General features: G+C 29.7%; 14 protein-coding genes. 13 read left to right on the plus strand and 1 reads right to left on the minus strand.

Features of this window, described 5'->3' with window-relative positions:
* Positions 1-32: 32 nt before the first annotated feature.
* The 5 genes from spoVAD (at position 33) to holA (ending at position 7,066) form a co-directional block, all read left to right on the plus strand.
* Positions 33-1,052 carry a stage V sporulation protein AD gene (spoVAD, locus tag CDLVIII_RS06620; RefSeq protein WP_009168659.1) on the plus strand — a complete coding sequence of 340 codons (1,020 nt, stop codon included), beginning with the start codon at positions 33-35 and terminating at the stop codon, positions 1,050-1,052.
* Positions 1,053-1,143: 91 nt separating this feature from the next.
* A complete protein-coding gene (spoVAE, locus tag CDLVIII_RS06625; protein WP_009168660.1) occupies positions 1,144-1,500 on the plus strand; it encodes a stage V sporulation protein AE in 357 nt (118 codons plus the stop codon).
* 209 nt (positions 1,501-1,709) lie between these two features.
* Complete coding sequence (locus CDLVIII_RS06630; RefSeq protein ID WP_009168661.1) at positions 1,710-4,232, plus strand: cation-transporting P-type ATPase; 2,523 nt, start codon at positions 1,710-1,712, stop codon at positions 4,230-4,232.
* Between the two features lie 4 nt (positions 4,233-4,236).
* Positions 4,237-5,928, plus strand: a complete 1,692-nt coding sequence (locus CDLVIII_RS06635) for a ComEC/Rec2 family competence protein (RefSeq protein ID WP_009168662.1) — start codon at positions 4,237-4,239, stop codon at positions 5,926-5,928.
* A gap of 103 nt (positions 5,929-6,031) precedes the next feature.
* The gene (holA, locus tag CDLVIII_RS06640) at positions 6,032-7,066 is read left to right on the plus strand and encodes a DNA polymerase III subunit delta (RefSeq protein WP_009168663.1); all 1,035 of its coding nucleotides are present in this window, start codon (positions 6,032-6,034) and stop codon (positions 7,064-7,066) included.
* Positions 7,067-7,107: 41 nt separating this feature from the next.
* Here the strand turns inward: holA and rpsT are convergent, their stop codons facing one another.
* On the minus strand, positions 7,108-7,371 hold the full coding sequence (gene rpsT, locus CDLVIII_RS06645; protein WP_009168664.1) for a 30S ribosomal protein S20: 264 nt from the start codon (positions 7,369-7,371) through the stop codon (positions 7,108-7,110).
* Between the two features lie 173 nt (positions 7,372-7,544).
* Here rpsT and gpr point away from each other — a divergent pair, with 173 nt between their 5' ends.
* From gpr to hrcA, 8 genes are all read left to right on the plus strand, one after another.
* A complete protein-coding gene (gpr, locus tag CDLVIII_RS06650) occupies positions 7,545-8,528 on the plus strand; it encodes a GPR endopeptidase (protein WP_009168665.1) in 984 nt (327 codons plus the stop codon).
* Between the two features lie 303 nt (positions 8,529-8,831).
* Positions 8,832-9,854, plus strand: a complete 1,023-nt coding sequence (locus tag CDLVIII_RS06655; protein ID WP_186005587.1) for a stage II sporulation protein P — start codon at positions 8,832-8,834, stop codon at positions 9,852-9,854.
* A 131-nt stretch (positions 9,855-9,985) separates the two neighbouring features.
* A complete protein-coding gene (locus tag CDLVIII_RS06660) occupies positions 9,986-10,408 on the plus strand; it encodes a GNAT family N-acetyltransferase (protein ID WP_009168667.1) in 423 nt (140 codons plus the stop codon).
* A 109-nt stretch (positions 10,409-10,517) separates the two neighbouring features.
* Positions 10,518-10,835 (plus strand): hypothetical protein, encoded by a 318-nt coding sequence (locus CDLVIII_RS06665; RefSeq protein ID WP_009168668.1) that lies wholly within the window; start codon positions 10,518-10,520, stop codon positions 10,833-10,835.
* Between the two features lie 204 nt (positions 10,836-11,039).
* On the plus strand, positions 11,040-12,845 hold the full coding sequence (gene lepA, locus CDLVIII_RS06670; RefSeq protein WP_035302111.1) for a translation elongation factor 4: 1,806 nt from the start codon (positions 11,040-11,042) through the stop codon (positions 12,843-12,845).
* 199 nt (positions 12,846-13,044) lie between these two features.
* Entirely contained in the window at positions 13,045-13,485 is a 441-nt protein-coding gene (locus CDLVIII_RS06675; RefSeq protein WP_009168670.1) for a hypothetical protein, read from the plus strand.
* 123 nt (positions 13,486-13,608) lie between these two features.
* Positions 13,609-14,733, plus strand: coding sequence for a radical SAM family heme chaperone HemW (gene hemW / locus CDLVIII_RS06680; protein WP_009168671.1), 1,125 nt, complete (start codon positions 13,609-13,611; stop codon positions 14,731-14,733).
* A 233-nt stretch (positions 14,734-14,966) separates the two neighbouring features.
* Positions 14,967-15,998 (plus strand): heat-inducible transcriptional repressor HrcA, encoded by a 1,032-nt coding sequence (hrcA, locus tag CDLVIII_RS06685; RefSeq protein ID WP_009168672.1) that lies wholly within the window; start codon positions 14,967-14,969, stop codon positions 15,996-15,998.
* Positions 15,999-16,029: the final 31 nt, after the last annotated feature.

Consider the following 16,029-nt stretch of genomic DNA (forward strand, 5'->3'; position numbering starts at 1 on the left):
AACTGTAACTGATTGAAGGAGTGGTGTTTAATATGCAAATTCATAATAAAAAGATAGGTGGTCAGACAGTAAAATTAGATAATCCACCAAAGATAATAGCAGCACATTCAATAGTAGGTCCTAAGGAAGGTGAAGGACCTTTATGTAGTTACTTCGACGAAATATTAAATGATGACACTTTAGGAGAAGAGAGCTTTGAGAAGGCAGAAAGTCAAATGATGTTTACAGCCATATCAGAAGCTTTAAAAAAAGCAAATTTAAAGGAAACAGATATAGATTATTTATTCTCTGGAGATTTATTAAATCAAATAATATCGTCAAGTTTTGCAGCTAGAGAATTTAGTATTCCTTTTTTTGGATTGTATGGAGCATGTTCTACTATGTCAGAATCATTGAGTTTAGCGTCGATAATAATGGATGGCGGCTTTGCTAAATATGTGGTTGCAACGACTTCTTCTCACTTTAGTTCAGCTGAAAGACAATTTAGATTTCCACTTGAATATGGATCACAAAGGCCACAGACATCACAATGGACAGTAACCGGTTCAGGAGCAGTAATTCTTGGACATGAAGGAAATTATCCTGAAGTAACCTATGTAACAACTGGGAAAGTAAAAGATTATGGACAGAAGGATGCAAATAATATGGGAGCAGCTATGGCACCAGCTGCTGTTGATACAATTGCAAATCATTTTAAAGATACAGGAAGAAAACCTGAGGATTATGATATTATAGCAACAGGAGATTTAGGTGTAATAGGAAGAGAACTTGCAGATAAGTTAATACAAGAATTTGGGTATGATATTAGAAAGCAGCATATAGACTGTGGGGAAATTATATTTGATAATGAAAAACAAAATACTAAGTCCGGTGGAAGCGGATGTGGATGTTCAGCAGTTGTATTTACCGGATATTTATATAAAAGGCTTATAAAGAAGGAAATTAAGAAAGTATTACTAGTTTCAACAGGTGCACTTATGAGTACGACATCATCACTTCAAGGAGAAACTATTCCTGGAATAGCTCATGCGGTTGCTATTGAAATGAATTAAGTATATCAAAAAGCAATTATTGTATAGATGTCTATTAATATAATTATTAAATTTTTAGAAAATATTTTATTAGAAAGGAATGAAAATTTATATGAATTATATAAGTGCATTTATAGTTGGCGGGATTATCTGTGTTATAGGACAAATACTTATAGATACTACTAAATTAACACCCGGAAGAATATTAGTAGTATTTGTGGTTATGGGAGTTGTTGTAGGAGCCTTTGGATGGTACGATAAATTAATAAACATTGGCGGTGCTGGTGCTACAGTTCCTCTTCCGAGTTTTGGAAATGCATTAGCTAAAGCAGCAATAAAGGATGTAAAAGAAACTGGACTTATAGGTGCTTTCACAGGGGGAATAAAAGGTGCTGCCGGCGGGATAACAGCATCAATATTTTTTGGATATTTAATGGCACTTATATTTAACCCAAAAACAAAAAAATAGTATTATAATATATATTATATATTCCGTTAAAGTGTTAAGAAAAGATAAAAATATATCGAAAAATAAATAAAGTGATACTAATATTTTGCCTTTTAATGTATAAGAACGTATAATTATACTATATATGAATATTTACATATAAAATGATAAATATAGTATAATAATTTAGGGATATATAATGAAGTGAGTTAGAATGGTGGGGGTTGTTATTGGAAAAGTATTGTAATAGTTCTTGGGCTGAAATAGTCGAATTATTAAATAGTAATATTCAACAGGGGATTAGTGAAAATGATTGTGAAGCTTTGAGATCCAAGTACGGTACAAATAAAATTGATTTACCTAGTGGAAATAAACTTTACAAACATATATTTAATGCATTAAAGCAAAAATCTATGATTGTATACATATTGATTGCAATAATTTTATTTGTATTAAAAAGTTATTTACTTGGAGGACTGGTAACATTATCAGTAATATTAAATTTAATGATGCTTATAATGCATACTACTAAGAGAGATAAGGAAATTGATGCTTTAGAGAGATTAAATTCAGCAGATGTAGTCGTCATTAGGGATGGCATACAAAGAGTTGTCAAGTCTGAGGAACTAGTAATTGGAGATATAATTAAATTCGATGTTAATTCTGTTATTCAGGCAGACTTGAGAATTATAAGTGCTAATGATTTAAAAGTAGATGAAAAGAGCATAACTGGAGAAGCTTTTTATAAAGAGAAATTTGAAACAAAAATAATAGGAACTATTTCTTCACTTGCTGAGATGAAAAATATATTGTTTAAGGGTTCTGCAATAAAGTCAGGAAGCGGGCTTGGAATAGTTATTTCCGTTGGGAATTCTACTCAATTAGGAAGAATGCTTGCCATGCTTACATATGCAAGCAACAGAAAACATAATTTTGGGAAGATGATAGCTAAGTTTTTAGAGAAATATTTATTAACATATTTTATAGGAACTGTCCTTATAGGTTTATATTTTATACATTCGGGACAGGATGCTAAAGGAAATTACATATCTATAGCATTATTTGCACTTGGATTTTTCCCAATTACGATAATTGCTAAATTCGTTTTAAAAAATGTGGTTAAGAATTTTTCAAATGAAAATATTGAAATAATTAATTTTTCGGTATTTAATTTAGTAAAAGACATAAATATTTTATTTTTGGATAAGGTTGGAGCAATAAGTAAAAAGGAAATGATAGTAAAAAAGTTATTTCTTAATAACACCTTAGTATCAACTAATGATCCGTATGTAAAAGAGATAACTTTTGATAGAATAGTTGAGATATCGTTAATATGTAACAATGCAATTTATAATACAGATGTTGAAACAGGCGGAAAAGGTGAATTAGATGAACTTGCTTTTTTAGATTATGCTGCTAAAAAGAAAATATATAAAGCTTCTATTGATAGCAAGAACCCAAAGGTTTTGGAAATACCTATGGATTCTGATAAGAGATTTCTAACTGTTGTATCTAGAGTTAACAAGAGATATAGAGCTAATACCAGAGGAAATGTTGATGCGGTTTTAGATCAATGTACTTACATTATGATTGAAGGTGTAGAAAAAGAACTTACAGAGGAATATAAGTCTAGGATAAAAGAAATAGATATGAGTTTATCTATTGAAGGTCTTATAACTCAAGGCTTTGCCTACAGAAATTTTAATTATGAGCCATCTAGGTCTGAAAATATAGAAAGCCACATGGTTTTTGTAGGAATAATAGGACTTGAAAATCCGCTTGAGGAAAGCCTTGAAGAAAGTATAAATCGAATTAAAGATAAAGCGATAGTTCCAATTCTGTTCACTGAAGAAAGTAAATTAAGTGCTATAACAAATGCAAAAAAAGCTAATATAATAAGAAATAAAAACCAAGTAGTAGCGGGCATAGAGTTAGACTCCTTAAATCAACAAGAGCTTAAAGATCTCCTTTGCAGAGTAAGAGTATTTTGTAGGGTGAATCCTGAAATTAAGTCTAAAATAGTTTCGTTATTCATTAAAGATGGCCATAGTGTTGCTACTACAGGAGAAACTTTAGGCGATTTACCAGCTCTTAATTTATCAAATGTGGGAATAGGAAAAGGAAAAGCGTCTTCAATAGTTAAAAAAGTAGCTGATGTGTATATTCAAGAGAATTATCTAGATGGTTTTTTCAAAATAAGAGATTTCTCTAAGTCTTTTGCTAGAAATATAGATAGAGGTTTCAAAATATATTTTATGACTATTTTTGCAGAACTTTTAGTTCTAGTAGGAAGTTTGATAATGGGACAAACAGCGGATTTAAATTTATGGAATGTTTTGATTATAAATGGAATTTTATTTATCCCATTATCTCTAATGATTTTATTAAAAGATGGACGAGAAATTAGTACTAATGAAATGATATTTAGAGGATTAGTATTAAGTATAATAACGATGATTTCTATTTATAGAGTTGATGATAAAGAAGGAGCAATAGTACCTTTGGTTATTTTGTCTATAGGAGTTCTGCTGTTTACGTTTTTTAATGGAAGTATTTCTATAAGAAGAAAGTCTCATGAACTTATTATGGGATTAATAGCATTATTAATAATAATTATAGGCTCAGCTAGCATTATTTTGATTAATAATTTCATTCCAAGAAATATAATTTTCTTAGAATTAGGAGTTTCTATAATATTTTTGATTATTTTTGAAATTTTAGCTAGAAAGTGGCAAAACTCACTAATGAGGTGAGCAAATGTTTCATAAAAAAATAAATGAAGTGGGAAATCCATTAGTATATGTTTTTTTATCATTAATGGTTGGATGCATTTATTATGGGATAAATGAAGAATTAATGGGGCTTGCAATATTTATTGTGGCTTCTTTTTTTATTTGTATGTTTTATTATTGTGGGTTCAGCTTCAGCTGTATTATGAGTATATTTTTTATAATAGGAGTTTTAATCAATTATTCGTATTATAAAGTTCCTAGTGAAATAAATGATGAAGTAAGGATAACAAAGGTAAGCAGTTTTGGTATTCAAGGAGAATTTGAAGGAAAGAGCATCACAATAAAAACTAACAGGAAAGATTTAAAGGTGGGGGAGAAGTATAAAGTTGCAGGAAAAATTAATAGGATACAGGATAAAGTAAGTGGAGTTGTTGGAGAGGTTGAACCTAAATTTATAGTAAAGACAAACGATGATCTTATAACAAAGCTTTATAATGTTAAGAGAAATATATACTATAGACTAGAAGAAAACTTAGGGGAAAGGAAAGCTGGATTAATATCATCAATTGCTTTTGGCTATTCAGATTATCTAGATGCAGAAGATAAAGATGATATGAATAATTTAGGTATTATACATAGTATAAGCGTTTCAGGCCTGCATGTAGTTATAATATATGGTTTTTTTAGAATTTTTCTAGGCAGCAAACTAGGGATTATTTTAACAGGGGCATATGTTATATTTACAGGTAGCAGTTATTCTAGTATAAGAGCATTTGTAATGCTTGCCTGTGTTGAAGGAGCAGGGATATTAAAAAGAAATAAAAGTTCAATTTCTACATTGTGTTTTTCAGCTATAATATTAGTTGTTTATCAGCCCTATTGTATTTTTAATATATCCTTTCAACTGTCGTATGTGGCTACTCTAGGAATAATAATGTATAATAAAAAATTAAATGAAAAACTTTATAAAATGCCTGGTAAATTAAGAGAATCATTAAGCTTGGCATTAAGTGCTCAAGTGTTTACTTTACCGTTTTTGATATTGATATTTAAGAATTTTTCTGTAAATTTTATTGTTGGAAATCTATTTTTAGCACCTTTTGTTGATCTTATGGTTATCACAGGAAATATATTAGTAATCACATATATTTGGCCTAAAGTATTTGATTTCTGCAGTTACTTAAATTTATATATAATAAAAGCTTTTGATTGGACCTTAGATATTATTGATAAAGTTTCACTGCCAATGTTTTACGGAAACGAATATATAGTACTTTTTTATTTCTTTATAATGCTGAGTTTTTATTTTGTAAGAAAAGGATATAGGAGTTTTATTTATATTCCTCTTATATCAATTCTTGCAATAGCTATTCAGATATACAGTCCGATTTTAAATATTTCATATTATAATGAAGGCGCTATATTGATTAGTTACAGGGGGGAGAGAGTACTTATGGCTAATAAAAACCAAATTGACATAAAGAAATTATCAGAAGCAGCTTTCGCAACTGAATACTATAGAGAAGAAAAGTTAATTAGGATAAAAGATATAGGAAGTATTAAATCTCAAGGGAAAAATTATATCTTAGAAACGCCTGAGAAAAAATATTTATTAAAAATGACAAGTACTGAGAATGAATCTAAAGAGTATGATATAATAAATTTTAAAGATGCGCCCATTAATAGAATATTTGTAATAAGTGGGAAAGTAGTATAGAAAAAATTATGAGTTATGAGTTTAGGAAAAGCCAGAGGCTTTTCTTCTTCATATAACTTTTAACTCATAACTGAAATAAGTGTTGTTTGAGAGGAAAATTAAAGTGATTAATTATGAAGTTTATGAAAAAGAAACTGAAAAAGGTAACGTAAAGAATGGATATGTTTTTTGTGGATTAGATGAAGAGCTTATTAAAGATGGGATAAGCTTAATTACAAAAAGAGAGATACCAGAAGAGTTAGAAGAACTTAATTTAATTAAAATAGATGGAATGAATACGAGTTTAGATGATATTGTGAATGCGTGTGAAACAATGCCTTTTATGGGAGAGAAAAAAGTTGTTCTAGTGTATAGAGCAAGTTTTTTGCAGGAAAAAAGTGATTCTACAGGTACTAAGATATATAATGAACTTAAAAAATACATATTGGATTTGCCTCCATATACTATTTTAATCATGTATTATTTGTTAAATGATAAAAGAGAAAGACCTAATAAGAATAGAAAATTAGGCACCATTGAGAAATCATTAACTGTAGTTCATTGTGATAAATTAAAGAAGGATAAATATTTAAAAAAGGTTTCTGATATATTTAAAGATAAAGGAAAAACAATTGGGCGTGTTGAATTAATGTACTTTTGCGAAAAGGTTCAGAACAATTTTGATATCATAAAAAGAGAAATTGATAAACTTGTTTCATATTGTGAAGGTAGGGAAATAAGAAAAGAGGATATTAATTTACTTATTTTGAATTCTAATGAAGAAGATATTTTCGATTTGGTAGAATTAATAGCCATGAAAAAAGTTGATAAGGCTATAGACATAATGAAGGAAATTTTATATAAGTCAGATCAGCATATGCTCATAATAAGTGCAATTCAAAAACATTTCCTAAGGTTATATGAAATAAAAATAAAAATAATGAATGGGAAAAGAGTAGAAGATATAGTATCTGATTATAAATTGCCTCAATTTGTATGTGAAAAACTAATGGGCCAGGCTAGTAAGTTTACCCAAAGGCAGTTATCAGAATTGATTAAGCTTTGTGTAAGCACTGAAACAAAATTAAAATCAACAGGAATAGATAAGACTATGGAAATGGAATTCCTGCTCATAAATACACTTACTGTTAAGAAATAATATAAAAAAACAACCCATCTGTAATTAGATGGGTTTTAAGATTATGCCATAGCGTTTAATCTAGCAGCTAATCTTGATTTCTTTCTAGCAGCCATGTTCTTATGGACAACTCCCTTAGTAGCAGCCATGTCTAATGACTTAACAACTGATGTATATAAAGCTTTAGCTTCTTCATTATTCTTAGCTTCTACAGCAGCTTCAAACTTCTTTATAGCAGTCTTTAAAGCAGACTTAACCATTCTGTTCTTTAAAGTCTTAGTTTCAGTAACTTTAATTCTCTTTTTTGCTGATTTTATATTTGCCATTCTTAGTTCACCCCCTTAGATTTTTATAGGGTCTCTGCAGTTTTTGGGGAAATCTGCGTACGAGTTCATATTCAACAAACCTTATTATAACATCACAAGTTATGTAATTCAAGTATTAAATCTAAAGAAAAAGGAAAAATAATACTAACTAAATTTATAACGAGGTGTTAATTATGATTAATGTTAGAACAGATTTGGTACTTGAAGCAAGAGATATTTATAAAGAAAGCCATAAAGGTGAAAAAGATATTGATGGTATAGAAGTTATTGAAGAAAGTGAAAAAGATATTAAAGTAACTACTGTAAAAATAAAAAATGATGAAGGAGCTGAAAAACTTGGAAAACCGAAAGGCAATTATATAACAGTAGATATGCCAGAGTTTACAGCTTATGATGGTGAGACTATGGATAGAGTTTCAGAGGTTGTTTCAGAGGTTTTGGGAAGATTAATTAAGGTTGATACTGAAAAGACGGTGTTAATTGTTGGACTTGGAAACTGGCAGGTAACGCCTGATGCATTAGGGCCTAAAGTTGCAGAAAAAATAATGGTAACAAGACATTTGCAGACAGTAATGCCTGAAGCCATTGATGATTCAGTTAGACCAGTCTGCTCAGTGTCACCAGGAGTATTGGGAGTAACAGGTATTGAAACTGTGGAAATAGTTAAAGGAGTTGTGGAAAAAGTTAAACCAGATTTAGTAATATGCATAGATGCATTAGCAGCAAGGAAGGTTGAAAGGGTGAATGCAACAATCCAGATTGGAGATACAGGCATATCACCAGGTGCCGGGGTAGGCAATAATAGAAAGCAGATAAATGAGGAAAACTTAGGAATTAAGGTAATTGCAATAGGAGTGCCTACTGTAGTAGATGCTACCACAATTGCTAATGATACCATAGACTCGGTTATAGATTCTTTAATTAACAACTCATCAAGTGGTGGAGATTTCTATAAGATGTTAAAATCTCTTGATAAATATGAAAAAGAAAGGCTTATTAGAGAAGTAATGTCATCAAAAACTGGAATGGATATGATAGTTACACCTAAGGAGATAGACCTGGTTATTAATTCTTTATCAAAAATAATAGCTAATGGTATAAATATGGCAGTACAACCTAATATGAATATGGAAGAAATCAATAAATTTATGGGATAATTTATTAAGTTTATAGTTAACAGTTTATGTTCTTTAGGGTATCCTGTGGATAATTTACAATTAATGAAGAAAACCTAAAGGATTTTTATTGAAAATGATTTTGCAGCGAGCCTTTTGGCTCGCTTTTACTTTTATATAATTTTTTTCTATCATATGAAGAAATTATAGGAAGGCAGTTAATTGAAAATTAAATCAGAATAATTATGTAAATTGATTAATATAAATATAAAAGAAATACAAGGGGGGATCAAAGTGGCATACATTAGTAGAGGAAAAAAAGGTGAAATTAATAGAAGAATAAGAATGAAATCAAATACTAGTATTGGAGTAATAGTATTAATACTAATTATAAGTTTATTATTCATAAGGCTTGGCAATATTTTGAAAAATAGCAAGGAAAGAGGAGCATTTGCTTATGTACAGATGTTAAATTTAGGAGCGCCAATAGTAGAATCTCAGATTTATGATGAAGGGACTTACTCGGAGAATAAGCTTTCATTAAGTAATGTATGCTTACAGGTTTTGGGAATTAATAATTTGAGCTACAAAGGGATAATTCAAAATGAAGTCAGTTATTTCACTGATGTGGATAGTGATAGTGTTAGTAAACCAGATTCTACATTTAGTTTATTTCAAATAAATGATGATAGTATTTTAAAGGTACCAGTTAATAATACTGATAGTACAAATTCAAAGATTTATGATCCGAGCTTAAAAAAAGAGCTGAATGAATCAAAACCAGAAGTATTAATATATCATAGCCATACAACTGAAAATTACAATGCCTCACAGCCTGAAAGTTTAGATGAAGATACCAATGTAGTAGGGGTTGGGGATGTTCTTGCGGATGAACTTGAAAAGAATTATGGGATATCGGTAATTCATGATAAAACAAATCATTGCATTTCATATAATGATAGTTACACAAGATCTGGTGAAACTGTAGATAAATACCTAAAGCAATATGGGGATTTTAAAATGCTTATAGATCTTCATAGAGATTCTGTAGAGGATAAATCTGCAACAACCACAGAAGTAGATGGAATGAGCGCATCTAAGATAATGTTTGTAGATGCAGAAAATAGTACAAGATATGCAAAAAATAAAGAGCTTACAGAGAAAGTGTTTAATAAAACAGCAGAATTATTTCCGACACTGCCAATAAAAATATTAACATATCATAGAGGGAAAAATGCATTTAATCAAGATAAGAGTGATGGATGTTTACTTTTTGAAATAGGTTCTCATACTAATACACCAGAGGAATCAAAGGTTACAGCACAGTGTATGGCCAGAGTAATTGCAGAAATTTTAAATAAAAAATAAAACTTGCGTAAAATGTAGAATTATTATTGCAATATATATACTTAAAATTTGCTAGTTGACTTCTACCTTAGGTATGGATATATACTATGTATTAAATAATTAGACTAATATTAACACTAGGAGGAAAAAGGATGAATATAAAATTTAAATATAATTGTTCAAATGTCAATTGGAATGATGTAGCTAATATATTAAAAAAGGTTGGAATGACACATTTTGAAGGAGAAGTGCATAAGAAAGCTTTTGAAAATAGTCATACTACTGTATTTGCTTTTGATGGGGATAAGTTAATTGGTTTTGGACGTGCAATTTCGGATGGAGTTTATCAATCAGCAATTTACGATGTTGCAGTATTGGCAGAATATCAAGGGAAAAAGATAGGTTCAGCAATTATTGATCACATATTAAGATTTACTCCTAATTGCAATTTTATTTTATATGCTTCACCGGGAAAAGAAACTTTTTATGAAAAACAAAGCTTTAGAAAAATGAAAACAGGAATGGCGATATTTATTAATCCAGAGAAAATGAAGACGAGAGGGTTTATTGAATAGAATGATATAAATTAATAGTATTGAATAATAAACTTTAAAAATGGAGATAATTTAAATAAAATTTTTATACGATGAAGTATTAAAAAATATTATTTAAAGGGTGTTTTTATTGAAGAAGATTTTTAGTAGAAAAGTGCTGCCGGTATTTTTTATTTTAGTGTTAGTTTTTATTGGAATAATTAAGATAGATTTGATTAATACTAAGGCATTATCTCCGCTTGGAAATACAAATGAAAATTATAAACTTGTAAGTGATGAATTTGGAGAGGATTTTTCTAATTTTATTAAAGATAATTCGTTTTTAAAGATTTATGAGGAAGATGGGAAGGATATTTTGGTAAGATTAGGAAACAGTGATTTTAAAATTAAAGAAGAATCTCCTTATATAAAAAAAATACAAGAGATGTTTAAAAATATAAAACTATAAATGAGTAAATTATAAATCTAAGGCTATTTTAATTTAAATCTAAGCTTAAGGCACATGAAAATAGGCTGGCAAATGGACTTGTTATTTATTTGATTGTACCTAAAGTTTTAATAGCCTTTTTTTATGTATGTATGTTATAATTTAGCTGATTTAATTATAACGGGGGTGAAAGGACTGTTTTAAAGAGAAAAGACAGTCATGCATATGAAAAGTGAAAGACAAAAACATATCAGGAATTTTTCAATAGTAGCACATATTGATCATGGTAAGTCAACCCTTGCGGATAGATTACTTGAAACTACAGGAACCTTAACTAAAAGGGAAATGGAAGAGCAAGTTCTAGATAATATGGAGATAGAAAAAGAAAGAGGAATTACAATAAAGTCTCAAGCAGCGAGACTTGTATATAGAAGAGATAACGGTGAAGAATATATTCTTAATTTAATTGATACTCCGGGACATGTAGATTTCAATTATGAAGTTTCAAGAAGTCTTGCAGCTTGTGAAGGTGCAATATTGGTTGTTGATGCGACTCAAGGTATTCAGGCTCAGACTTTAGCTAATTGTTATTTAGCTTTGGATAATGATTTAGAGATTGCACCAGTAATAAATAAGATTGATTTGCCTTCTGCAAGACCAGATGAGGTTAGGAAGGAAATTGAAGATGTAATAGGTATAGATGCAGAGGAAGCACCTGCTATATCGGCTAAAACCGGACTTAATATAGGAGATGTTTTAGAGAGCATTGTTAAAAATATACCTAGTCCAGATGGAGATGAAGAAGCTCCTTTAAAAGCACTTATTTTCGACTCATATTATGACAGCTACAAGGGTGTTGTATGTATAACAAGAGTTTTTGATGGAAGCGTGAAGGTTGGAAGCAAAATTAAGTTAATGGCAACTAATAAAGTTTATGAAGTTACTGAAGTTGGAGTATTTACTCCGGGAGTTCTTCCAATTGGCAGCTTAAGTGCTGGGGATGTTGGATATGTAACAGCATCAATTAAAAATGTCAGGGATGCGAGAGTTGGAGATACGATTACAGAAGCTGACAGACAAACAGACAAAGCACTTCCTGGGTATAAACCTGCTATACCAATGGTTTATTCAGGAATATATCCGGTTGATGGAGCAAAATATGATGAACTTAAAGAAGCATTAGAAAAATTACAGATAAATGATGCAGCTTTAAGTTTTGAACCAGAAACATCTATAGCACTTGGCTTTGGATTTAGATGCGGATTCTTAGGATTATTACATATGGAAATAATTCAAGAAAGAGTTGAAAGAGAATTTAACTTAGACATAATTACTACTGCACCATCAGTTATATATAAAGTAATAAAAACAGACGGAACCATTCTTGAAATAACAAATCCAACAAATCTTCCACCTGCAACAGAAGTAGATTATATGGAAGAGCCAGTAGTTAAGGCATCTATAATAACGCCTAAAGATTATGTAGGGGCAGTTATGGAATTATGCCAGGATAGAAGAGGAACATATATTGATATGCAATACATAGAAGAAACTAGGGCAGTTGTAAACTATGATATTCCTTTAAATGAAATAATATATGATTTCTTTGATACCTTAAAATCAAGAACAAGAGGCTATGCTTCTTTGGATTATGAATTCAAAGGATATACTCAGACTAAGTTAGTTAAGCTAGATATATTATTAAATGGAGATATAGTTGATGCATTATCAATGATAGTTCCCGAAGAAAGAGCTTACCATAAAGGAAGAGGAATTGCAGAAAAATTAAAAGAAATTATTCCAAGACAGTTATTTGAAATTCCAATTCAAGCTGCGGTCGGATCTAAAATCATTGCGAGAGAAACCGTAAAAGCAATGAGAAAAGATGTATTAGCTAAATGTTATGGTGGAGATATTTCAAGAAAGAAGAAGCTGCTTGAAAAGCAAAAAGAAGGAAAGAAGAGAATGAGGCAGGTTGGTTCTGTTGAAGTTCCACAAGAAGCATTTATGGCTGTTTTAAAGGTAGACTAGATTATAGATAGATATAAAAGCTTAATTTACAAGTTACAAGTAAGAAGTAAATCTTATGATTTATTTCTATATACTAGGCATAAGACAATATAGATTCCTAAAATTATTATAAATAAAAGATATTATTTTCAAGGAATTATTTGTATAATAGTAGATAGTAGTATGCAAATAATTATTGGTAGAAAGATGGAGGGGTTATATGTTTTTGAATGAACTTAGTAAGAATGAAGGAATTGTATTTATGCAATTAGTTAAGAATCTTGCGAATATAGATAATACCTTTGCTAAAGAAGAAAAAAATCTTTATTATGATTATTTAAAGGAATTAAATATAGAGGAAAACGAAGTAGCTGATGATGATTTAAACTCAATATGCAGAGTTTTAGAAGATTCTTCTGAAAGAACAAAGAATATAATTTATTTTGAATTGATAGGTCTTGCACTTATTGACGGAGAGTATGATGAAAAAGAAGTTACTTTCTTAGAAGAAGTAGGAGATAAATTAAGCATAAAACGTAATAAAAGAATAGCTTTTGCCAATTACTTCTACAATTTTATTGATGTATATGGTTTTTCAGTTGTTGATGCAGATAGTAAAATAGCTTTATTAAAGGAACAAGCAGAAAAATTATTAGTTTAGTAAGTTAAAATAAAATTACTTAAAATAAATATTGAGCAAAGAAAGGAAATGTACAGCATAAGTTCCTCTCTTTGCTCAATTGTTTTAGTGTACAGATAAATAGGGAATTGGAGGAGATTTTAATTGAAAGATATTTCATTATATATACATATACCATTTTGTAAGCAGAAATGCCTTTATTGTGATTTTCCATCGTATTCAGGAAAAGAAAAATTAATGGATAAATATATTGATGCACTAAATAAGGAAATACTGCAAAAAGCAGAGGCTTATTCTATAAACAGCATATTTATTGGTGGAGGCACGCCATCTCATCTTAATGATTCCAATCTGAAAAGTCTGCTAGATACTTTAAATAAGCTTAATTTGAAGACAGATATAGAATTTACAATAGAATGCAATCCTGGAACAGTAAATAGAAGTAAACTTAGTATTATGAAAGACGGTAAGGTAAATAGAATAAGCTTTGGATTACAATCTGCAAAAGATTCTATTCTAAGGGAAATTGGAAGAATACATAATTATAAAGAATTTAAAAGCAATTATTTATTAGCCAGAGAGATTGGATTTGATAATATTAATGTTGATTTAATGTTTGGCTTACCGAATCAGAGTAGTGAGGATTTTAAAGAGACCTTAGAAGAAATTGTGAAGTTGAATCCAGAGCATATATCGGCATATAGCTTGATAATAGAAGAAGGAACTTATTTCTACGATTTATATGATAAGGATAAGCTGAAACTCCCCGATGAAGAGCAGGAAAGAGAGATGTATTTATCAGCAAAGGAAATTCTAGGTCAATATAGTTACCATCAATATGAGATATCTAATTATGCAAAGAAAGGAAAGGAATGTTTTCATAATAAGGTCTATTGGAAGTGCAATGAATACTTAGGATTAGGTGTGTCTGCTAGCTCTTTCATAAACGAAAATAGAATCAAAAATATAGATGATATTGAAGAATATATAAAAAGAATAAATGAAGCTGAAGATGTTACGCAGGAAGTTCATGTAAACACTATAAAAGATGATATGGAAGAATTCGTATTTATGGGACTTAGAATGATTGAAGGCATAAAAACAAGTGAATTTGCCAAAAGATTTAATAAAGATATATATGAAGTCTATGGAGATGTAATTGAAAAAAATATAAAAAAAGGATTATTAATTTCAAGTTCGGGGAAACTGTATCTGAGCTCGAAAGGAATAGAATTATCCAATTATGTGATGAGCGATTTCATTTTATGATGTGATATTTAAATAAATCTTTTATTATGAAATAGATTGCAAAAAGATTACTGGAGAAAACTAAAGAAAATAGCAGTAATAAAGAGATAAATTTATAAAATCGAAAAAATAATAACTAAATAAAGTTATAATAAAAATAAATAGAATTGACAAAAAACATCATAAATAATATATTAAAAACATAGTCATTAGCACTCGAGCTTAATGAGTGCTAACAAAAAGAGGGTGAGGTTATGAGTATTGATGAAAGAAAGATAAGGATACTTCAAGCTATTATCAATGACTATATTCGCAGCGGAGATCCTGTTGGATCTAGAACTATTGCGAAGAACTATAATTTGGGCATTGGATCTGCAACTATTAGGAATGAAATGGCTGATCTTGAAGACATGGGATACTTAGAACAACCTCATGCTTCTGCAGGAAGAATTCCTTCTAGCAAAGGATACAGATTATATGTTGATCAGCTTATGGAGAGTCAAAGATTGACAGTTGAAGAAGACTTGAAGATTAAACAATATATAATTGATACTGCAATGCTTGAAGTAGATAAAATAGTTAAGCAGACTAGCGCTTTATTATCTGAGCTTACTAAGTTAACTTGTATAATAGAAGCTCCATCGGTTAAGAAGAGTTTTATTAAATCTATTCAGCTTATTAAGGTTGATGAACACAATTTAGTATCAGTTTTTTTAACAGACACAGGGCTTATTAAAAATCATATAATGAAGCTCAATAGCAAGGTTCCAGAAGTAGAAACTTTAAATCAAATAAACAAAGTTATCAATAATAGATTGGTGAATCTTTCTATACAGGAAATTAATCTAGAAGTAATTAATAATCTGAAGAAAGATTTAGGACAATATGAAGAAATATTTAATGCAATTTTACCACTATTATATGAAACATTAAATTCAGCAGATACTACAGAAGTGTTTATGGAAGGAACAACCAATATATTCAATTATCCAGAGTACAATGATATTGATAAGGCAAAAGAGATGCTGTCGCTTCTTAATGATAAAGAAGCTTTAATAGATTTATTTGATCCACAGGATAATATAACAGTCAGCATAGGCGATGAAAATTATAAGCTGCAGGCTAAGGATTGCAGTATAATATCAGCCGAATATTCTTTCAGAGATAGGCCTATTGGAAAAATTGGATTAATTGGGCCTAGAAGAATCAATTATTCAAAAGTAATAGCAATCATGTCTGAAGTTATAAAGGAGCTTAATAATATATTAAGCAATGATAAAATATAAGTCCTAGATTAAAGAGAAGAGGTGTTACTTA

The organism is Clostridium sp. DL-VIII, assembly GCF_000230835.1.
Lineage (GTDB): Bacteria > Bacillota > Clostridia > Clostridiales > Clostridiaceae > Clostridium.